Consider the following 19,448-nt stretch of genomic DNA (forward strand, 5'->3'; position numbering starts at 1 on the left):
GGTCAGTCCTGCCGTTCCTCGTCCTGGCTGTCCTGGTCGTCCTGCGTGTCCTGCTCGTCCTCGTCCGATTCCGGCGTCTCCGGATTGTGCACCCCTCCGGTGAGGGCATCCTCGGCGGCGGCCTCGGCGGCTCCCGCCGGGGGCTCGGCATCCGTGGACGGCACCTCGACGTCCGGTGCCTCCTCAATCACCGGATCGGCCGCCGCGAGCGCGGACAGCGAGCCGGGGCCCTCGTCGACCGGGGACTCGAGCGCTCCACCGCTTTCGGCATCCTCGGCGGCGGCCTCGGCAGCTCCCGCCGGGGGCTCGGCATCCGTGGACGGCACCTCGACGTCCGGTGCTTCCTCGATGACGGGAACGGCGACGGTGGCCAGCGCCGTCGCAGTACCCGCCACCACCGGAACGCCCGCGGTGTCGGCGACCCCGCGCTCGCGCGCGCGCAGCTCGCGGCGGCTCATCGGAGCGACCGGCGCCCCGCTCGCACCCGCGGCGTCACCCTCGGCGTTCGTGGAGGAGTCCGCACCGCCCGTGCGCCGCGCGAGGCGACGCTCCTTGGCCCCCTCGACGAGGTTGTAGAGCGCGGGCAGCACGAGCAGCGTCAGCAGCGTGGAGGAGATGAGACCACCGATCACGACGATCGCGAGCGGCTGCGAGATGAACCCACCACTGCCGGTGATTCCGAGACCGAGCGGGGTCAGGGCGAGGATCGTCGCGAGCGCGGTCATGAGGATCGGGCGGAGTCGACGCACCGCACCGGCAACCGTCGCCTCGTACGCCGACAGCCCCTTCTCCCGGTACTGGTTGACGAGGTCGATGAGGACGATCGCGTTCGTCACCACGATGCCGATCAGCATCAGGACGCCGATGAGCGACGCGACGCCGAGCGGGATGCCGGTGATGACCTGCAGGATGATCGCGCCGGTCGCCGCGAACGGCACCGAGATCAGCAGCAGCAGCGGCTGGCGGAGCGACTTGAACGTCGCGACCATGACGACGTAGACGATGAGGATCGCCGCGAGCAGCGCGAGGCCGAGCTGAGTGAAGGCCTCGTTCTGGTCGGACACCACGCCCCCGAGGGTCGCGTCGGCCGCCGACGGCAGGTCGGCGCCCTCCAGGGCCTCGGTCACCGACTGCGTCGCCTGAGCGAGGTTGTCGGTCGCCGGGGTCACCGTCACGGTCGAGGTGCGGACGCCGCGCTCGGTGGTGATCGAGGTCGGCCCCTGGCTCTCCTCCACCGTTGCGACGTCGGACAGCGGCAGCGGTCCCTGCGCGGTGAAGACCTCGAGGTCGCGGAGCTCGTCGATCGTCGTCGGCGGGTCGACGACCGCGAGGTAGACGGTCAGTCCCGCATCGTCGATCTCGACGCTGCCGATGCTCTGCGGCTGCATCGTGTTGGAGACCAGGGCGCCGACGGCCACCTCGGAGAGTCCGAGCTCGGCGGCGCGCTCCCGATCGACGACGACCGAGATGAACGGAAGGGATGCCGAGAGGTTGCTCGTGACCTGGCTGACGTCGTCGAGCCCGTCCAGGCTCGCGACGACCGCGTCGGTCGCCTCCTGCAGGGTGGTCGCGTCGGGAGCGGTGACGTCGATCTCGATGTCGGTCGATCCGAACCCGCCGTTGCCGCCCGCGATCGTCACGTCGCCGACGTCGTCGAGCCCGTCGATCGCACGCTGGACCTCTTCACGGAGCGCGACCTGGTCGACGCCCGTCTCGGTGGTGATCGAGTAGGTGATGCCGCTGCCCCCGCCGGCGAAGGCGTCACGCAGCGCGTTGCCGCTCGACCCGATCGACACCTGGACGGTCTCGATGCCCTCGATGTCGACGATCGCGGCCTCGACGGGCTCGGCGGCCGCCGCCTCGGCCTCGAGGCTCGGGGCCTCGCCGATGGACTGGGTCATGGTGAACGTGTTCTGCCCCGAGTCTCCGAGGAAGTTGGTCTTCATCAGCGGCGCGAGGGCGACTGTGCCGGCTAGGACCAGGATCGCGATGCCGAGCGTGGCGAACGAGTGCCGGAGCGTCCAGCGCAGGACCGGGGCGTACCCCTTCTGCAGACGATCCATCGGCGCCGTGGGGTTCTCGGGGTCGATCTCGCGACCCTGCGCGTCGAGGAGCGGCTTCCCCGGCTTCAGGAACCAGTACGCCAGCACCGGCACGATGGTGAGCGCCACGACGAGGGAGGCCAGCAGCGCGAGGCTCGCCGTCAGGGCGAACGGACGGAAGAGCTCACCCGTGACGTCGCCGACGAAGGCGATCGGCAGGAAGACGGCGACGGTGGTGATGGTCGAGGACGTGATCGCCGAGGCGACTTCGCGGACGGCGCGGATGATGCTCGCGAGCTTGGGCGCGTTGCCGACGTAGTGGCGACGGATGTTCTCGATGACGACGATCGAGTCGTCCACCACACGACCGATCGAGATCGTGATCGCGCCGAGGGTCAGGATGTTCAGGGAGTATCCGAAGGCCTGCAGGCCGATGAAGGTGACCAGGAGGCTCGTGGGGATCGAGATCGCCGTCACGAGCGTCGCGCGCACCGACAGGAGGAAGACGAGGATCACCAGGACCGCGAAGAGCAGACCGAATCCTCCCTCGACCGCGAGGGTCTCGATCGACTTCTCGATGTACGGGGCCTGGTCGAAGATGACGGAGAGCTCCACGCCCGACAGCTGGTCTTCGAGCCCGGGGAGTGCGGCGACCACCGCCTGCGACACCTCGACGGTGTTCGCGGCGGGGAGTTTGGTGATGGCGATGGTCAGGGCCGGGTCGCCGTTCACCCGCGAGACCGTGGTGACCGGGTCCCGCTCCTGCACGACATCCGCGACGTCGCCGATCGTCTGCGGCCCCGCCTGGAACTGCGACTCGTCGCTCGGGACCAGCGGAAGGTTCGCGACCTCCTCGAGGGACGTGATCTTCGACCCCGTCTGCACGGTGAGGGTCTGGGAGTCCTCGGTGATCTCGCCGCCGGGGAAGAGCACGCCGTTCTGCTCCAGCGCGTCGGTGATGGCCTGCTGGCTGAAGCCGGCCGCGGCGAGGGCCTCGGCATCCGGGGTGATGGTGATCCGCTGCCCCACGCCGCCGACGACCTGCGCGGCGTTGACGCCGTCGATGTCCTCGAGCTCGGGGATGACCGTCGAATCCAGGGTGGACTGGATGGTCTCCTCGTCGTCGTAACCGGTGACGGCGAGCTGGATGACGGGGAAGTCGTCGATGCTCGCGGAGATGACGTTCGGTTCGACGCCGTCCGGCAGCCCGCCCGGGATGCGGTTGATCGCCTGCGTGATCTTCTGCTCGGCCGTGCCGAGATCGGTGCCGTAGGTGAACGAGGCCTGGACGATCGAGGCGTTGGTCGTACTCGTCGCCGTCGTCGACTCCAGGCCCGGGACCGCCTGGATCGCCGATTCGATCGGCGACGAGACGTCGTTGCTCACGACCTCGGGCGAAGCGCCCGGGTAGGTCGAGACGACGATGAGGGCGGGGAACTCGATCGAGGGGATGAGCTCCTGCTTCAAGGAGTTCAGCGCGATGCCACCGAAGATGGCGACGACGATCGTGACCAGGGCGATGAGCGCCCGGTTCTTGAGGCTGAGGACGGCGAGGTTCGACACGGGAGCCTTCGGGTGCGTGTGCGGGTGGTGCGGGGGCGTTTCGATACGCGGATGTATCGAGGGTTCAGTATCCCACGGCGATTCCGGCACCGAGGGCGATTCCGCCCAGGGCGAGCGCGACGGAGAGGACGAGCGTCCCGAGCAGGTTCCCGGCGGCGACGACGAACTCCCGACGCTCGGCGGCGAGCACCGACTCGACCGCGACCGTGCTGAAGGTCGTGTACCCGCCGAGGAGGCCCACGCCGAGCACGAGGAGAAGATCGGGGGGCACGATCGCGGCGCCGAGGCCCGTGAGGAGACCCAGGAGGAACGATCCCGTCGCATTGACGACGAGGATGCCGACGGGGAACACCGTGCGCGTGCGCGTCGTGATCAGCCGGTCGAGGACGTAGCGTGCGCCCGCGCCGAGTCCTCCGGCGAGGGCGGCGAGGAGGATGAGCCCGAGGTTCACCGCGCATCCTCCGGATCCTCGAGCTCGCCCGGCACGTCGGCGATGCGACGCCCGATGACGAGGCCGACGAACGCGGCGAGGATTCCCCCGAGGACGGATGCCGCGATCAGCAGCGCCGCGGGACCGAGCGCTCCGGGATCCGCGCCGATGAAGGCGGCGGAGGCCACCGCGAACGCGCTGTAGGTCGTGAACCCGCCCATCACGCCGGTGCCGAGGAACGCGCGGGCCTGCGGATGCCGGTCATCGAGCCAGCCCACGACGACGCCGAGGAGGAGGGACCCGGCGATGTTGACCGCAAGCGTCGCCCACGGCAGGGATCGGGCGTCGACCGGAACGAGGAGCATCTCGCGTGCCAGCACGCCGACCGCTCCCCCCGCGATCACGAGACCGAGGGTGCGCACGCTGACGACGGAGCTCACGCGCCCACGTTAGCTTCGCCCCGTCACCGCCCCGGACGCAGCAACGCCCGGATCGCGGACTCCGGCGAGACGGATGTGTCCAGCAGGTGCCCGTCCTTGTACCGCGACCACACCCGCGGGTCGATGTAGGAACTCCGCGCGACCGCGGGCGTGTTCCCGAGGGCGGTCGCGGTCGCCTTCACCGCGAGCACTTCGGCACGCTTGCGCTCGCGGGCGGTGGAGACCTCGCCGATGCGCGCGAGCGCGTCGGCCGCGAGGATCGTGCCGCGGAGAGTCCGGAAGTCCTTCGCCGTGAACGACCCGCCGGTGAGGGTCCGGACGTAGGCGTTCACCTCGGTCGGCGTCACCGGCACCCGCCGCCGCCCGCGCTCCCATGCGAGCAGTGGGGACGACGGGCGGCCCGCCGCCATCAGCGCCACGGCGAGCGCGAGGTCAGCGTCGTCGATCTCGATGTTCTGGCGCTGGCCGCTCTTCCCCGGAAAGCGCAGCGCGACGAGCGTCGCCTCGACCGCGGCGTCCCGACGCTGCAGGGTGGTGAGGCCGCGACTGCCGTGCTTGGTGAAGTACCGCGTGGATCCGATGCGCAGCGCCCCCTGATCGAGGAGGCGGAAGGATGCCGCGAGCACGCGTTCGCGGTCCAGCGCGTCCCGGCGGAGCGACGCGGTGACCCGCGCCCGCGCGCGCGGAAGCGCCTCGGCGAGCGCGAGGGCACGCGTGAACTTGCCCTTGTCACGGCCGGCGGTCCAGTCCGGGTGGTAGATGTATTGGCGCCGCCCGGCATCGTCGGTGCCGACCACCTGGATGTGGCCCCGAGCCTCGCAGCAGATCCACACTTCCTGCCAGGCCGGCGGGATCACGAGGGTCTGCAGACGGGCGCGGTCCCGCTCCGGGACGGCTTTCCCCGAGGCGTCGACGAACCGAAATCCTTCGCCGGCCTTCATGCGGCGGTATCCGGGATCGTCGAACGGACGCACCCGGACGAGCTTCGGCATCCGGATCCCGCTCAGTGATCGCGGAGCATGTCGATCAGCTCCGCCTTCTTCTTGCCCGAGTAGCCGGTGAGACCGAGTTCCTTCGCGCGGGCGCGGAGGTCCGACACCGTCCAGTCCTCGTACGAGCCGGCGGCGCCGCCGCGTTCGCCGACGGCGCCGCGTCCGTCGCGTGCGGCGGCGTTCGAGATGCGCGCGGCCTTCTCTTTCGAGGCTCCGTCCTTACGGAGCTCTTCGTAGAGCTCCGGATCCTTCAGACTGTTCGATCCGCGATCGTCGGGCACGATTCCGCTCCTTCCCGGGACGCACCCACGGCGTCCCGATGATCCACACGGTAGATCCGTCGACGCGAGCGGGGAGGGCCTTGACAAGCGCTCGGCCCTTACTCTTGGACCGGCATTATCGCGCGATATCACCGGCAGGGATCCGTCGTCAAGCCCCTCCCGGCGCACTCACGGCGATGCCAGAGTCTTCTCAGTGCCCACGAGGCACGCCGGTACGCAACCCGCGTGCCTCCGCCGGAGAAGGAGAACTTCCATGAACCTCGCACTCATCGTCATCATCGTGGTCGCGATCGTCCTTGCCATTGTCGGCGGGCTGAACAGCGCCCTCCAGTGGCTGCTGTGGGTCGCCCTCATCGTGGGCGTCATCGCGCTGATCGTCTTCCTGTTCCGAGTCATCCGCGGCGGCGCCCGCACCTGACCTCGGTCTCGAGACGACGGATGCCGTCCCCTTCGGGGGGCGGCATCCGTCGTTTGCGCGGAGCCCCTTGACCAACGCGATATATCGTGTTCTACTTCTCACACGCGATACATCGCGATGCATGCCGCTCCGATCGGACCGCGGCGCGACACATGGGAGAGAACATGACCCTGGAGAAGTGGCTCATCCACCCGGGCGAGACGCGCGTGATCGACATCGACGACGTGCGCACGCTCAAAGTCGGCCTCGTCGGCGGACAGATCGATGTCATCGGCCACGACGAGCCCGGGATGCGCATCGAGGTGCACAACGTCACGGTGAAGGATCTGCGCATCGAGGCCACCGGCGACGCCGTCGAGATCGACCACCCGCAGCTGCGGTGGGACAACTTCCTCGAGGTGTTCCGCAACTTCGGCGCCGGCGGCGCGAAAGCCGAGATCAGCGTCGCCGTCCCCCGCTCGATCGCCCTCACCCTCGGCGTCGTCTCGGCCAGTGCCCTCGTCGCCGGCCTCCGCGAGGACGCGCGCCTGAACACCGTGTCCGGAGACATCATCGTCGACGGCCTCGACGGCGACCTCTCCGTCAACGCCGTCTCCGGCGACGTGCAGGTGCGGGAGCTCGTCGGCGCCCTCACCGCCAACAGCGTGTCGGGCGACGTCGCGGCCACTGGAATCCTGCGCTCCGCCACGATCGACACCGTGTCGGGCGCGATACTCGTCGACACGAGCGGCCCCGTCCAGCGCATCAGCCTCAACACCGTCGGCGGCGAGTCGACCGTCCGCATGGACGAGGGGTACCCCGCCAACTACGTGGTGCGCAGCGTCAGCGGACGCGTGCAGATCGACGGCATCGTCCACTCCGGTCAGGGCTCGCTTCCGACCACCAGCTACGCCGGATCGGTGGGCGAGCTCAGCGGCTCGTTCGCCGACGTGCGGGCGAACTCCGTCGCGGGGGCCATCACGGTCCTGCGGCGTCCGCCCGTGACGGATCCGGTCGTGCCGGACATGCCGCACGACGTCGCCGACGACGGAGCCGACGACGGAGGTCAGCCGTGAGCCCCGTGTTCTCGCACGGCGACCTGCGGCTCTACCTGCTGAACCTCCTCGACGAGGGTCCTCGGCACGGCTACGACATCATGCAGGCCCTCGCCGATCGCACCGGCGGCACGTACACCCCGAGCGCGGGGACGATCTATCCGCGGCTGGCGAAGCTCGAGGAGGAGGGGCTCGTGACGAAGAGCGTCGACGGCCGCAAGACCGTCTACGCGATCACGGATGCCGGTCGCGCGGAGGTCGCCTCCCGCGCCCACGAGCTCGAGGGCATCGAGGCGGGCCTCGCCGACTCGGTCCGGCTGATCGCCGACGAGGTGCGCGGAAGCGTCCGCGAGGCGATGCGGAGCCTCCGCGCCGACCTCGCCGCCGCCGGTCGCGACCAGCAGACGCAGGAAGCGCCGAGCGCCCGCGACGACGACCCGCGCTCCCGCAGCCGCGAACAGGTGAGCCGGGCGGATGCCGCGGTGAACGAGTTCCGGGCACGGGTGCGCAGCGACCTCCGGGCGCACGTCGCGCGCGGCGGAGACCTCGCCGCCGACGTCGTCGACGACCTGGCGGCTCAGCTCGACCGCATCGCACGCGACATCTCGCGTACGCTGCGGGGCTGAGCGTCCTCAGGCAGGCCAGAGATCCTCGTCGTCCCGCAACGGCTCACCGAGCGGGACGACGAGGATCGGCCGCTGCTGCCGATGCGCGAGCCGGGCGGCGACCGAGCCGGTGAAGAACTCGCGGATCGATTCGCCGAGACCGCGCCTGCGTGTGCCGACGACGAGCATCCGCGCCTGGATCCGGTCCGCGAACTGGCGCATCGCCATCGCCGGGTCACCGACGAGCTCGTGTGCCGACCAGCGGATGCCGGCACCGACGAGGAGATCGGCCGCGGCGGCCTCGATCCGCATCAGGTCGTCGCCGTCGCCGGTGATGTTCAGGTCGATCGGGGCGGAGTGGACGTAGCCGTCGGGGTCCTCGTAGGTCACGAAGCGGGTGACGTCGACGTGCACGACCGCGAGGGGCGCCCCGTGCAGACGCGCGTATCTCGCTGCCTCCTTGAGCACGCGCGACGGCTGGTCGGGGATGACCCCCACGACCACCGCACCCCGCAGAGCCTCGACGTCCAGGGCCTCTCCCCGATCGACGGATGCCTCGTCACTCATGCGTCATCGCCCCATTCCGGTATGGTGTGCGCAGCCGCGGGTGACCCCGGGGCTCCGTGATATCCTGAACGCTACTCTTACCGGTCCAATCCGGATTCGTGAATACCCGGGTCAGCGGCTCTTCAGCCCGCGCCCGCGACTCAGATCGTGAGGGGGTCTCGCATGGGGCGTGGCCGTCAGAAGGCGAAGCACACAAAGATCGCCCGTGAACTGAAGTACGACACCTACAGCGTGAACTACGCTGCGCTGGAGCGTGAACTCGGTCACCCGTCGGACGACGACGCGTACGTCGACAAGTGGGCCGATCAGTACGAAGACGAAGACGAAGACGAGCTCGAGAAAGCCTGATCTTCGCGAGAAGCCGCCGTCACCACCGGTGACGGCGGCTTTTCTCGTGGCCGCGTGATGTCCGGACGGCGACCCTCGCTGTCAAGTGGTTGCCGCCACCCCGCCCGAACCTGTTCGATGGAGGCTCGGGCGAGGGGAGAGCCGTGCACGATCCTGACTTCACCATCGGCATCGAGGAGGAGTACCTCCTCGTGGACCGCGAGACACGATCTCTGGCGGAGGCCCCCGAGGGCTTCCTCGACGGTCTGGTCGCCGAGCTCGGCGACCAGGTGAGCCCCGAGTACAAGCAGTGCCAGGTCGAGATCGGCACCCGGGTGTCGGCGACCATCGGCGACGCCCGCGACGATCTCCGACGTCTCCGCTCCGCGGTATCGACCCACGCCGAGAAGCACGGGCTTTCGCCGATCGCGGCGGCCTGTCATCCGTTCGCGGATTGGAAGCACGCGCACCACACCGACAAGGAGCGCTACCGCGGCCTCGAGCGCGACCTCGCCGGGGTCGCACGGCGCCTGCTGATCTGCGGCAACCACGTCCATGTCGGGATCGGCGACAACGCGCTGCGAGCCGACCTCATGAACCAGATGTCGTACTTCCTGCCGCATCTGCTCGCGCTGTCGGCATCCTCGCCGTTCTGGCAGGGGCAGGACACCGGCCTCGCGTCCTATCGACTCTCGGTCTTCGACAACCTGCCGCGTACCGGCTTGCCGCCCGAGTACGTCAGCTGGGTCGAGTACCAGCGATCGGTCGCGGTGCTCACCGATCTGGGTGTGATCGAGGACCCGACGAAGATCTGGTGGGATATCCGACCCTCCCACCGGTACCCGACGTTGGAGACGCGCATCATGGACGTCTCGCCGCGGATGGAAGACACCCTGGCCCTCGCCGCGCTCGATCAGGCACTTCTGCGGATGCTGTGGCGACTGCGCACGAAGAACCAGCGCTGGCGGGTCTATGACCGGTTTCTCGTCGGCGAAAACCGATGGCGCGCACAGCGATACGGCGTGACCGAGGGGTTGATCGACTTCGGCGCGGGAGAGATCATCCCCTTCCCGGAGCTCGCGACGCAGCTGATCGAGCTCGTCGAGGAGGATGCCGAGGCCCTCGGCTGCACCGAGGAGGTGCAGCGGATCCAGCAGATCGCCGACACCGGCACATCAGCCACGCGACAGCGCGCCGTCGCCGCCGGCGTGGAGACCGCCGGCTCCGATCCGGGCGCCGCGATGGCAGCTGTCGTCGACAGCCTCATCACCGAATTCCACGAAGACCTGTAGCGAGAGGCACACGTCACGCGCCGTACAGCGTCTCTCCCCGCTGAAGCATCTGTATGTATTCGGCGACCCGGGCCGCGCGCGTTTCGGGGCGCTTGAGGTTGCCGACGCGGAACGACATCGCGAATCGGTTCTGAGCCGACTGCGCCGCGAATGCCGCGGCGACCTTCGGGTCGGCATCCAGTGCAGCCTGTACCCCCTCGCGCCGACACCGCTCGGCGCGACCGACGATTCCGAACGGGGTCAGGGGCAGTACATCAGCGGCTTCGGGCCCGAGCGGTCGAAGGTGTGCGCGCTGACGGGGTGACCGCACAGCGGGCAGGCGCGCTCCGCCCGCACTTCCGCGGAGGGCGGCGGCGTGGTCTCGTACGGACCGACGGATGCCGGACCGGCGACCTGGATGAGCCGGGCGTTCACGTAGGCGTACCAGCCGCCGGCGGCCTTCACCCGGTCACGAAGGGAGGGCTGTTCGCCCTCCTGCTTCTTGTCTCTGCGCATATCGTTAGCGTACTAAACATCTACGGGCTATAGGATCGTTCCATGAATCCCGCCCCCGCCGGTGCCGATACCGACGACCTGCTGCGGCTGGAGAACCAGCTCTGCTTCGCCATCGTCACCGCCGCGCGCAACGTCGTCGCGATCTACCGGCCGATCCTCGAACCGCTCGGCCTCACGCACCCGCAGTACCTGGTGATGCTGGCCCTCTGGGAGCAGTCGCCCCGATCGCTGGGAGACCTCGCCCTGGAACTGGCGATGGAGCCGGCGACCCTGTCACCGCTGGTGAAGCGGCTCGAAGCCCAGGGACTCGTCACCCGTGCGCGCCGACCCGCGGATGAACGCGTCCTGGACATCTCGCTCACCTCCGAGGGGCGCGAGCTCCGCCGCCGGGCCGTGCGGGTTCCCGCCCAGGTGCTCGAGGCCGTGGGGATGGATGCCGCGGAACTCGCCCCGCTGCGAGACGGACTGAGCGCTTTCGCCGGCCGCCGCCGCACCGGCGGCTGACCCGCCGATCCGCGACCTCCACGGCTACCGCTCGGCGGAGGCGATTCCGAGCCACGTGTGCCGGTTCCTCCACCAGCACCAGCCGAGCTTCGGCGCACCCCGGCGGTCCTTCCCGTCCCGACCGGTGCCCGACGCGTTCCACAGGGCGGGGGTCCGTGCGTCGTATGCGACACCGTCGCCGGCGCGCGCGAGCGGCTTCGCTCTCCTCGAGCCGATCGTCATGACGCAATGGTCGGCTTCGATGATCTCCGGGTGGGTGATGGCCCAGCTGAGACCCTCGTGAAGCGTGAGACCGCGTCGCCCTGCCGCCGTGATCCGAGGCAGCGCTTCCTCCGGCGAAACGTTCCGCAGGTCGTCTCCCCGCTCGACGCCGTGCACGAGGTACAACGGATGACCGGGGAGCTCGAATCCCGAGGGCAGGAAGTCGTCGACATCCGTCATGTCCTCCACGACGAAGCCGGGCTTTCCCTCCCGGGTCATCAGTGGCGCGAGTCCGGATGCCGGGAACCACGCCGGATGGAGCCCGACGAGCGACGTCTCGCCCCTCGGCGGCGCCGCGCGCAGGATCGCGGCCGCCTCCGCGACCGCCGCGTGGTCGCGGCGCGCCGCATCGAACAGTCCGAGTGACTCCAGGATGTCGAGCTGCTCGATCACCGTCTTCGTCACGTGCGCCATGATCCCCCTCGATCGCCGGAAGACGACCCGTTCCGCAACGCGTGCGTCGCACGCGCTATTCCCGGGCGGGGGTCAGGACTCCTGCGAGCCCTCGACCCAGGCGAGGTACTCGTCGCTGACGGTGCCGGTGATGTAGCGGCCGTCGAAGCAGCTCATGTCGAGGTCCTCGACGTCGGGCGATCCCTCGAGGATCGCCGCCTTCAGGTCTTCGACCTCTTGGTAGACCATGTAGTCCGCGCCGAGCTCCTCGGCGATCTCGGGGATCGTCCGGCCGTGGGCGACGAGCTCGTGACGGGAGGGCATGTTGATGCCGTACACGTGCGGGTACCGGACGGGAGGTGCCGCCGAGGCGAACGTGACGGTGGCGGCACCGGCATCCCTCGCCATCTGGATGATCTCCTTCGACGTCGTGCCGCGGACGATGGAGTCGTCGATGAGGAGGACGTTCTTGCCCTTGAACTCGCTCGACATCGCGTTGAGCTTCTGGCGCACGCTCTTCTTGCGCACGGCCTGCCCGGGCATGATGAACGTCCGGCCGACGTAGCGGTTCTTGTAGAAGCCCTCGCGGTACTCGATGCCGAGCTTCCGAGCGACCTGCATCGCGGCCGGCCGCGCCGAGTCGGGGATCGGCATGACCACGTCGATCACTCCGGGAGGGGTGTACTTCGCGATCGTGTCGGCCAGGCGCTCTCCCATCCGCAAACGCGCCTCGTAGACCGAGATGCCGTTCATGATCGAGTCGGGACGGGCGAGGTAGACGTACTCGAACGAGCACGGAACGAGCTTCGGGTCGGTCGCGCACTGCCGGGTGTGCAGGTTGCCCTCGAGGTCGATGAAGACGGCCTCGCCCGGTTCGACGTCGCGGACGACCTCGAACTCGCCGTTCTCCAGCACCAGCGACTCGCTGGTGACGACCCATTCGTACGAGCCGTCGGCGTTGCGTCGCGTGCCGAGGATCAGCGGACGGATGCCGAACGGATCGCGGAACGCCAGCAGGCCGTATCCCGCGATGAGCGCGATCGCCGCGTAGGACCCCTCGACGCGCTCGTGCACGCGGGTGACGGCCTGGAAGACCTGCTCCGGATCGAGATCGGGTCCCGAGATCACCGTCTGGAGCTCGTTCGCGAGGACGTTCACGAGCAGCTCGGTGTCGGAGCTGGTGTTGAGGTGCCGCCGGTCCTTGCGGAACAGCTCCTCGGTCAGCTCACGCGTGTTGGTGAGGTTGCCGTTGTGCACCAGCACGATGCCGTACGGGGCGTTGACGTAGAAGGGCTGCGCCTCTTCTTCGCTGGATGCCGTGCCCTTGGTGGCGTACCGGACATGGCCGAGGCCGAGGTTTCCGAGGAGCGCCCGCATGTCGCGGGTGCGGAAGCCCTCACGCACCTGGCCCTTCGCCTTGTGGACGTGGAACACGCCGCTCGGCTCGGCCGTGGCGATCCCGGTGGAATCCTGGCCGCGATGCTGGAGGAGGAGCAGGGAGTCGTAGATCTCCTGGTTGACGGACCCGCGGCCCACCATCCCGACAATTCCGCACATGGGTGTTGCTTCGCTCCGATGGTTGGGTCAGCGGGTGGCGCCGGCGGCGCCGTCCGAATACGTTCCGACGAGGCGCACCGCTCCGCCGTCGACGCCCTTGGCGCCCTGCTCGAAGTCGCCGTCGGGGAGGGCCCCGTCGCGGACGACACCGACCTGCCAGGCGTCGAGACCGGAGGTGGCCAGCTGCGCGATCGCGGCATCCGCCCGATCCGCGTCGACGACGGCGAGGAAGCCGATGCCGAGATTCCAGGTGCCTTCCGTCGCGGCCAGGTCGAGCCCGCCGAGGTCGGCGAGCACGCGGAAGACCGGCGACGGCGACCAGGTCGACCGGTCGACGTCGACCCACGAGCCGCGGGGCAGCACGCGGGCGAGGTTGGCGGCGATGCCGCCTCCGGTGACGTGGCTGAGGGAGTGCACGGCGTCGCCGGTCTCGTCGAGGAGGCGCAGGAGCGGCGAGGTGTACAGACGGGTGGGCTCGAGGAGCGCCTCGCCCCACGTCATACCGAAGTCGGCGGCGTTGTCGCCGTACTGGATGCCGGCGCCGGCCACGATGTGACGCACGAGCGAGTAGCCGTTGGCGTGCAGGCCGCTGGAGGAGATGGCGAGGACCGCATCGCCGGTGCGCACGCGCTCGGCGCCGAGTACCTTGTCGGCCTCGACCACGCCGGTCGCCGCGCCCGCGACGTCGTAGTCGTTCACCCCGAGGAGGCCCGGGTGCTCGGCCGTCTCGCCGCCGACGAGGGCGGTGCCGGTCTCGGCGCAGCCCTCGGCGATGCCGCGGACGATGTCGGCGATGCGCTCCGGGAAGACCTTGCCGCACGCGATGTAGTCGGTCATGAAGAGCGGAGCGGCCCCCACCACGACGATGTCGTCGACGACCATGCCCACGAGGTCGCGCCCGATCGTGTCGTGCTTGTCGATCGCCTGGGCGATCGCGACCTTCGTGCCCACGCCGTCCGTGCTGGTGGCCAGCAACGGCTTGGTGTAGCCGCGGAGCGCCGAGGCGTCGAACAGGCCGGCGAAGCCGCCGACACCGCCGAGGACCTCGGGTCCGTGCGTCTGACGCACCGCGGACTTCATCAGTTCCACGGCGAGATCGCCCGCTGCCGTATCGACTCCGGCTCGGGCGTAAGGGTTTTCGGGGGTGTCTCGAGAGGGTGAGGCCACGGGCTACAGCCTAGCGGCGGCGCGGGACCCTTGCCGTCCCGCTACCGTCCGCGAGAGGGAGGCGGGCAATACACTGGTGCGCATGGGCGCGGCCGGGGCTCCGGAGTGGCTGATCCGCGAAGATGCCGGTCAGCCGGTGCTCCTCGCCCTCTACCTGCGCCAGGTGCTCGGCATCCGCTCTCCGGACGAGCTTCCGCACCTGCGCGGGATCCCGCCGCGACCGGTCGAGCGCGACGAGGACGCGCAGGCGGTCCTCGAGCGTCAGTGGCGGGAGTACTGGGCGATGACGGTCGAGCCGCAGGCCCACCCCTCCCCCGTGCCCCTGGATCTGGTCGACGAGTACGACACCCTCCTCGCGCTGCCCGTCGAGGGGTTCGACGAGCTGCGCGCGGAGCTCAGCGGGCACGGATCCGAAGCCCTCGCGTTCGCGCAGTCGGCGCACGCGCGTTACCGACGCGACGGCCACGTCGGCAGCGGAAGCGCCTACCGCGCCTACGCGAGCGCGATCGCCGAGTACGAGCGGCAGATCGGTCGCCGGGCGCACTCGTTCGAGTTGAACGTGCAGGTACTGCCCCTCGCGCAGCGCGGCGTGTGGTGGATCGGCTCACTCACGATCGCGGTGACCGACTCGCTGCGCGGGGACGTCGTCGCGTTCGACGCGGCGATCCACCCGATCATCGCCGAGCTGGCCTGACGGGAACGATCCGTCAGGCGCGGTCGTCGTCCGGGGCGATCTGGATCGCGTCGTGCTCGACGGTGACCTCCCGCGCGCGCCGGTTGGAGGCGCGGTCGAAGATCAGCGCCACGACGCCGCCGAGGGCGACACCGATCGGGATGCAGATGAGCGCGATGAAGCCGAAGACCTGGGTCTGCGAGTACTCGAATCCCGTGTTGCGACTCACGGCCTCCGTGCCGTTGAACGCGAAGGTCAGGATGAGGGCGGCGAGGATGCCGAGTCCGGCGCCGGCGATGAGGAACACCGAGATCTTCGGTGCGCGCCGGAGCTGGAGGGTCTCGGACCGCGCACGGTAGGGCTCGGGCGCGGAGTCGCGCGGGTGCATCGGGTCGTCGGCCATGCCTCCATTATCCCTTCGGGGCGTCGGGAGCCGGGCCGCCGGCGGGAGGGCCGTCAGGACGGGGCGCCCGTGGGGGACGCGGCGGGGGTGGCGCGAGGTCGGCGGCGTCGCGCACCCAGCGGGGCGGGTCGTCGCCGACGGGCGAGGTGAGATCGTCGTGCAGGGTCGTGGCGTGCTCGGCGATGACCGGCGAGGTGCGAACGCCCACGAAGCGGTCGAGCACGATCGCCAGGACGCTCATGACGAGCAGCCCCAGCCCGATGCAGAGGGCCGCGAGGACGCCGAAGACCCGGAGATACCCCGACGGACCGTTCGACAGCGGACCCCCGGGAGGCGCGGTGAACCCGGCCACGATCGTCAGGATGATCGCCGTCGCGAGACCGCCGAAGAGCCCGATGAACAGGAACCGTCCGACCCGCGGCGCGCGCCTCACACCGAGCGAGACCCACTCCTCGTCGACGACGTGCTCGTGCCGAGAGCGGTCGTCATCGTCTGCTGCGCCGGTGCGCGCGCGTGCCATGGGTTCATTGTGGCACCGGGCAGGGCGGCGCGGGCCGGTCGCGCGGCATCCGTTCCGGCGGTGTTCACGGATGCCGCGCGTCAGGGCCGAAGCGGCAGGAGGGCGGAGAGGTCGGCGCGGACGCCGGAGGCGGCGATGCGGCCGGCGGCGAACGCCTCCGCCCAGGACTCGGCACCCGTCGCGAGGGCGACCCAGGTGTCGGCATCCGTCTCCACGACGTTCGGCGGTGTCCCGCGGGTATGCCGCGGACCCTCGAGCACCTGGACCGCACCGAACGGCGGCACGCGCACCTCGACGCTGTTGCCGGGCGCCTTCTCGGCGAGGAGCTGCAGGAGATAGCGGACCGCGGTCGCGCGCGTGGGCCGGTCGGTCGACCCCGAGGCGAGGGCGGCGAGCGCGGCACGTCCGTCGTCGGTGGTGATCTTCCGCGGAGGCATCTCTTCACCGTACTCGCGCCCGACGACCCCCTCGCTAGGCTGGCGGGGTGAGAATCCTGGTCCTCGGTTCGGGCGCGCGCGAGCACGCCATCGTCCTCGCACTGCGGGGGGAGGACGTCGCGCACGAGATCTATGCCGCTCCGGGCAACGCCGGAATCGCCCGGGATGCCGAGATCGTCGCACTCGATGCGAACGACCCGGTCGCGGTGACGGCGTTCGCGAACGAGCGTCACGTCGACCTCGTCGTCATCGGCCCCGAGGCGCCCCTCGTCGCGGGCGTCGCCGACGCGCTGCGCGAGCGCGGCATCCCGGTGTTCGGTCCGGGGCGCGCCGCCGCGCAGCTCGAGGGATCGAAGACCTTCGCCAAGCGCATCATGGATGCCGCGGGCGTGCCCACCGGCCGTGCTGTGCGCGCCGCCACCCTCGCCGAGGTCGAGAAAGCCCTTGACGACCTGGGCGCGCCGCACGTGGTCAAGGCCGACGGACTCGCGGCCGGCAAGGGCGTCATCGTCACCTCCGACCGCCAGGCCGCCCTCACCCACGCCGCCGAGTACCTCCCGTCAGGCGCCGTGCTCGTCGAGGAGTTCCTCTCCGGCCCCGAGGTGTCGCTCTTCTTCCTCAGCGACGGCGACCGCGTGCTCCCCCTCAGCCCCGCGCAGGACTTCAAGCGTCTCAGCGACGGCGACGCCGGCCCCAACACCGGGGGCATGGGCGCCTACTCGCCGCTCCCCTGGCTCGCCGAGCGCTTCGGCAGCGAGGCGGCCTTCGTCGACCTGGTCACGCACGACGTCGCCGAACCCGTCATCCGTCAGCTGGATGCCGAGGGCACGCCCTTCATCGGACTGCTCTACGCGGGCCTCATTCTCACCGACGCGGGCGTGAAGGTCATCGAGTTCAACGCCCGTTTCGGAGACCCCGAGACCCAGGTCGTCCTCCCCCGACTCGTCGATCCGCTGTCGCAGCTGCTGCTGTCGGCGGCATCCGGTCACCTCGAGGACGAGCGTCGCCCCGTCTTCTCCGATCGCGCCGCGGTCACCGTCGTGCTCGCGAGCGAGGGGTACCCCGTTGCCCCGCAGACGGGCCGCGAGATCACCGGAACGGATGCCGCGGCATCCGTCGACGGCGTGCACCTCGCCCACGCGGCCACGGCCGACGACGACGGCACGCTCCGCGCCACCGGGGGTCGCGTGCTCAACGTCGTCGCCGTCGGCGAGACGTTCCGCGAGGCGCGGACCGCGGTGTACACCGCGGTCGAGCGCATCGGTCTCGAGGGCGGCCAGTACCGCCGAGACATCGCCGCCGCCGTCGCCGGCGGCTGACGGCTCGCGCTCCGGTCAGCACCCGAGCGCGACGGCGATCACGACGCCGAGGGCGAGGAGACCCGCGGCGACGACGAAGCCGAGCAGCACCGCCAGCAGCGCACCGCCCGGGAGTGCCGCGCGGTCACCGTCGGCGGCCAAGACGCGGGCAGTGGCGCGGTAGCGCCGATCGGCGCGCCACCACAGCCAACCGGCGAACATCAGCCCCAGCACGGCCGGCGTCAGCCACACGAGCGAACCGAGGGCCTCCGGCAGCACCCGCAAGGCGATCAGCGACCCGACCCCGATCGCGAGTGCCGTCCGCCGCCAGGCCAGGGCCGTGCGTTCGGGCTGCAGACCCGGATCGAACAGGGGCGTGCTCATCGCCACAGGATGCCGAGCAGCACGAGGAGCCCGACGACGACGACCACGATCGCGAGCGCGGCGCTGGTGTGCGCGCCGGGGAGCGGGTGACCGGCGCGGAGGGCGCGCTCGGTGCGCATCCACTCGACCCACGCCCAGATCGGCAGGGCGAGCCCCGCGACCACCAGCACGAGGGACGCCGCGAGGCGGAACCCCGCCTGCAGGTCGAGCCCCAGCGCCTCGAGGGCGACGCCACCGGCGATGAGGGCGAGCGCGGTCCGGGTCCACGCGAGGAACGTCCGCTCGTTGGCGAGCGTGAACCGCGCATCCGGCTCGGTGCCCACGCGGAACACCGAACGGGGGAAGCGGGTGCGGGTCACGGAAGACACGCTAGCGCGGGCGGCATGCGCGCAATGGGAGGATGGGCGGGTGAGTGAAACCCTCGACCTCCCCGGCTGGCGTCACGTGTACTCGGGGAAGGTCCGCGACCTCTACGTCCCCGAAGACGCCGCCCGCGACGCGACCACCGCCGAGCGGATGCTCGTCGTCGCGAGCGACCGGGTGAGCGCCTTCGACCACGTGCTCTCCCCCGGCATCCCCGAGAAGGGTGTTCTGCTGACGACGCTGAGCCTGTGGTGGTTCGACCGCCTCGCGGGCGGCGACGGCGGCCGCGACATCCCGAACCACCTTGCGGCGAGCCGGGTGCTCACCACCGCATCGACGACGGATGCCGACGCGGTGCGCGGCCTCATCCCGCCGGCCGTCGCCGGCCGGTCGATGATCGTGAAGGGCCTCGACATGCAGCCGGTCGAGTGCGTCGTCCGCGGCTACCTGACCGGGTCGGGCTGGGCGGAGTACCGCGCCAACGGCACCGTGTGCGGCATCCATCTCCCCGAGGGCCTCTCCAACGGCGACCGCCTGCCGGAGCCGATCTACACGCCCGCGTACAAGGCTCCGCTCGGCGAGCATGACGAGAACATCTCGTACGAGCAGACCGTCGAGCTCGTCGGCGCCGACCTCGCCGCCCAGCTGCGCGACCTGTCGCTGGAGATCTACGACCGCGCCGCCCGCACCGCCGAGGAGCGCGGGCTGATCCTCGCCGACACGAAGTTCGAGTTCGGCCTGGACGACGCGGGCGTCCTGACGCTCGCCGATGAGGTGCTCACGAGCGACTCGTCACGGTACTGGGACGCCGAAGCGTGGAAGACCGGCCACAGCGCCGCCGAGCGGATGGCGAGCTTCGACAAGCAGATCGTCCGCGACTGGCTCGCCGCCAACTGGGACCGCACCGGCGAACCGCCGACCCTGCCGCTCGAGATCGTCGAGCGTACGGCCGACCGCTACCGCGAACTGCTTCAGCGCCTCACCGGCTGGTGAGGACGCGCC

The 19,448-nt window shown here is 70.3% G+C and carries 25 protein-coding genes; 9 read left to right on the plus strand and 16 right to left on the minus strand.

Annotated features, from left to right (window positions below; genetic code table 11):
- Positions 1 to 2 precede the first annotated feature (2 nt).
- From KZC50_RS03500 to KZC50_RS03520, 5 genes are all read right to left on the minus strand, one after another.
- A complete protein-coding gene (locus tag KZC50_RS03500; protein WP_310890633.1) occupies positions 3 to 3,605 on the minus strand; it encodes an efflux RND transporter permease subunit in 3,603 nt (1,200 codons plus the stop codon).
- A gap of 64 nt (positions 3,606 to 3,669) precedes the next feature.
- A complete protein-coding gene (locus tag KZC50_RS03505) occupies positions 3,670 to 4,056 on the minus strand; it encodes a fluoride efflux transporter FluC (protein WP_301131899.1) in 387 nt (128 codons plus the stop codon).
- On the minus strand, positions 4,053 to 4,475 hold the full coding sequence (locus KZC50_RS03510) for a fluoride efflux transporter FluC (protein WP_231717884.1): 423 nt from the start codon (positions 4,473 to 4,475) through the stop codon (positions 4,053 to 4,055). The genes KZC50_RS03505 and KZC50_RS03510 overlap by 4 nt, the downstream gene beginning before the upstream one ends.
- Positions 4,476 to 4,498: 23 nt before the next feature.
- Positions 4,499 to 5,467: a DNA topoisomerase IB gene (locus KZC50_RS03515; protein ID WP_053546576.1), complete on the minus strand. Its 969-nt coding sequence runs from the start codon at positions 5,465 to 5,467 to the stop codon at positions 4,499 to 4,501.
- Positions 5,468 to 5,478: 11 nt separating this feature from the next.
- On the minus strand, positions 5,479 to 5,748 hold the full coding sequence (locus KZC50_RS03520; RefSeq protein ID WP_053546577.1) for a DUF7218 family protein: 270 nt from the start codon (positions 5,746 to 5,748) through the stop codon (positions 5,479 to 5,481).
- 253 nt (positions 5,749 to 6,001) lie between these two features.
- Between KZC50_RS03520 and KZC50_RS03525 the strand changes: the two genes are divergently transcribed.
- The 3 genes from KZC50_RS03525 to KZC50_RS03535 all read left to right on the plus strand — a co-directional run bounded on the left by KZC50_RS03525 (position 6,002) and on the right by KZC50_RS03535 (position 7,826).
- Positions 6,002 to 6,166: a hypothetical protein gene (locus tag KZC50_RS03525; protein WP_197272925.1), complete on the plus strand. Its 165-nt coding sequence runs from the start codon at positions 6,002 to 6,004 to the stop codon at positions 6,164 to 6,166.
- 164 nt (positions 6,167 to 6,330) lie between these two features.
- A complete protein-coding gene (locus tag KZC50_RS03530) occupies positions 6,331 to 7,221 on the plus strand; it encodes a DUF4097 family beta strand repeat-containing protein (RefSeq protein ID WP_310890634.1) in 891 nt (296 codons plus the stop codon).
- Complete coding sequence (locus KZC50_RS03535) at positions 7,218 to 7,826, plus strand: helix-turn-helix transcriptional regulator (protein ID WP_310890635.1); 609 nt, start codon at positions 7,218 to 7,220, stop codon at positions 7,824 to 7,826. The genes KZC50_RS03530 and KZC50_RS03535 overlap by 4 nt, the downstream gene beginning before the upstream one ends.
- Positions 7,827 to 7,832: 6 nt before the next feature.
- Here the strand turns inward: KZC50_RS03535 and KZC50_RS03540 are convergent, their stop codons facing one another.
- Positions 7,833 to 8,372 (minus strand): universal stress protein, encoded by a 540-nt coding sequence (locus KZC50_RS03540; protein ID WP_310890636.1) that lies wholly within the window; start codon positions 8,370 to 8,372, stop codon positions 7,833 to 7,835.
- 162 nt (positions 8,373 to 8,534) lie between these two features.
- On the opposite strand from KZC50_RS03540, the gene KZC50_RS03545 reads away from it, so the two are divergent.
- Positions 8,535 to 8,720, plus strand: coding sequence for a DUF3073 family protein (locus tag KZC50_RS03545; protein ID WP_053546579.1), 186 nt, complete (start codon positions 8,535 to 8,537; stop codon positions 8,718 to 8,720).
- Between the two features lie 143 nt (positions 8,721 to 8,863).
- On the plus strand, positions 8,864 to 9,991 hold the full coding sequence (locus KZC50_RS03550) for a carboxylate-amine ligase (protein WP_301131893.1): 1,128 nt from the start codon (positions 8,864 to 8,866) through the stop codon (positions 9,989 to 9,991).
- Positions 9,992 to 10,004: 13 nt separating this feature from the next.
- Here KZC50_RS03550 and KZC50_RS03555 read toward each other — a convergent pair whose 3' ends face one another.
- Both KZC50_RS03555 and KZC50_RS03560 read right to left on the minus strand, forming a co-directional pair.
- Complete coding sequence (locus KZC50_RS03555; protein WP_310890637.1) at positions 10,005 to 10,301, minus strand: YdeI/OmpD-associated family protein; 297 nt, start codon at positions 10,299 to 10,301, stop codon at positions 10,005 to 10,007.
- Positions 10,232 to 10,486, minus strand: coding sequence for a hypothetical protein (locus KZC50_RS03560; RefSeq protein ID WP_310890638.1), 255 nt, complete (start codon positions 10,484 to 10,486; stop codon positions 10,232 to 10,234). The genes KZC50_RS03555 and KZC50_RS03560 overlap by 70 nt, the downstream gene beginning before the upstream one ends.
- Positions 10,487 to 10,528: 42 nt before the next feature.
- Here KZC50_RS03560 and KZC50_RS03565 point away from each other — a divergent pair, with 42 nt between their 5' ends.
- The gene (locus KZC50_RS03565) at positions 10,529 to 10,990 is read left to right on the plus strand and encodes a MarR family winged helix-turn-helix transcriptional regulator (RefSeq protein ID WP_236967787.1); all 462 of its coding nucleotides are present in this window, start codon (positions 10,529 to 10,531) and stop codon (positions 10,988 to 10,990) included.
- Between the two features lie 24 nt (positions 10,991 to 11,014).
- On the opposite strand, the gene KZC50_RS03570 is transcribed toward KZC50_RS03565, so the two are convergent.
- The 3 genes from KZC50_RS03570 to purM all read right to left on the minus strand — a co-directional run bounded on the left by KZC50_RS03570 (position 11,015) and on the right by purM (position 14,368).
- Positions 11,015 to 11,665: a DUF5701 family protein gene (locus tag KZC50_RS03570; RefSeq protein WP_343823337.1), complete on the minus strand. Its 651-nt coding sequence runs from the start codon at positions 11,663 to 11,665 to the stop codon at positions 11,015 to 11,017.
- 72 nt (positions 11,666 to 11,737) lie between these two features.
- On the minus strand, positions 11,738 to 13,201 hold the full coding sequence (purF, locus tag KZC50_RS03575) for an amidophosphoribosyltransferase (RefSeq protein WP_310890640.1): 1,464 nt from the start codon (positions 13,199 to 13,201) through the stop codon (positions 11,738 to 11,740).
- Positions 13,202 to 13,228: 27 nt separating this feature from the next.
- Positions 13,229 to 14,368 (minus strand): phosphoribosylformylglycinamidine cyclo-ligase, encoded by a 1,140-nt coding sequence (purM, locus tag KZC50_RS03580; protein ID WP_053546585.1) that lies wholly within the window; start codon positions 14,366 to 14,368, stop codon positions 13,229 to 13,231.
- An 82-nt stretch (positions 14,369 to 14,450) separates the two neighbouring features.
- Here purM and KZC50_RS03585 point away from each other — a divergent pair, with 82 nt between their 5' ends.
- Entirely contained in the window at positions 14,451 to 15,062 is a 612-nt protein-coding gene (locus tag KZC50_RS03585; protein ID WP_053546586.1) for a hypothetical protein, read from the plus strand.
- A 13-nt stretch (positions 15,063 to 15,075) separates the two neighbouring features.
- Here the strand turns inward: KZC50_RS03585 and KZC50_RS03590 are convergent, their stop codons facing one another.
- The 3 genes from KZC50_RS03590 to KZC50_RS03600 form a co-directional block, all read right to left on the minus strand.
- Positions 15,076 to 15,444 (minus strand): hypothetical protein, encoded by a 369-nt coding sequence (locus tag KZC50_RS03590; protein ID WP_053546587.1) that lies wholly within the window; start codon positions 15,442 to 15,444, stop codon positions 15,076 to 15,078.
- A 7-nt stretch (positions 15,445 to 15,451) separates the two neighbouring features.
- Positions 15,452 to 15,964 carry a hypothetical protein gene (locus tag KZC50_RS03595; RefSeq protein WP_053546588.1) on the minus strand — a complete coding sequence of 171 codons (513 nt, stop codon included), beginning with the start codon at positions 15,962 to 15,964 and terminating at the stop codon, positions 15,452 to 15,454.
- 80 nt (positions 15,965 to 16,044) lie between these two features.
- Complete coding sequence (locus tag KZC50_RS03600) at positions 16,045 to 16,401, minus strand: sterol carrier family protein (protein ID WP_310890641.1); 357 nt, start codon at positions 16,399 to 16,401, stop codon at positions 16,045 to 16,047.
- A 47-nt stretch (positions 16,402 to 16,448) separates the two neighbouring features.
- On the opposite strand from KZC50_RS03600, the gene purD reads away from it, so the two are divergent.
- Positions 16,449 to 17,720, plus strand: coding sequence for a phosphoribosylamine--glycine ligase (gene purD, locus KZC50_RS03605; RefSeq protein ID WP_236967780.1), 1,272 nt, complete (start codon positions 16,449 to 16,451; stop codon positions 17,718 to 17,720).
- 15 nt (positions 17,721 to 17,735) lie between these two features.
- On the opposite strand, the gene KZC50_RS03610 is transcribed toward purD, so the two are convergent.
- Positions 17,736 to 18,083 carry a DUF202 domain-containing protein gene (locus KZC50_RS03610; protein WP_310890642.1) on the minus strand — a complete coding sequence of 116 codons (348 nt, stop codon included), beginning with the start codon at positions 18,081 to 18,083 and terminating at the stop codon, positions 17,736 to 17,738.
- Positions 18,080 to 18,442 (minus strand): YidH family protein, encoded by a 363-nt coding sequence (locus KZC50_RS03615; RefSeq protein ID WP_236967778.1) that lies wholly within the window; start codon positions 18,440 to 18,442, stop codon positions 18,080 to 18,082. Before KZC50_RS03615 ends, KZC50_RS03610 begins: the two co-directional genes overlap by 4 nt.
- Positions 18,443 to 18,491: 49 nt before the next feature.
- On the opposite strand from KZC50_RS03615, the gene KZC50_RS03620 reads away from it, so the two are divergent.
- Complete coding sequence (locus KZC50_RS03620) at positions 18,492 to 19,439, plus strand: phosphoribosylaminoimidazolesuccinocarboxamide synthase (RefSeq protein WP_301131881.1); 948 nt, start codon at positions 18,492 to 18,494, stop codon at positions 19,437 to 19,439.
- The last annotated feature ends 9 nt before the right edge of the window (positions 19,440 to 19,448 follow it).

It is taken from the genome of Microbacterium aurantiacum (genome assembly GCF_031625015.1).
GTDB classification, from domain to species: Bacteria; Actinomycetota; Actinomycetes; order Actinomycetales; family Microbacteriaceae; genus Microbacterium; species Microbacterium aurantiacum.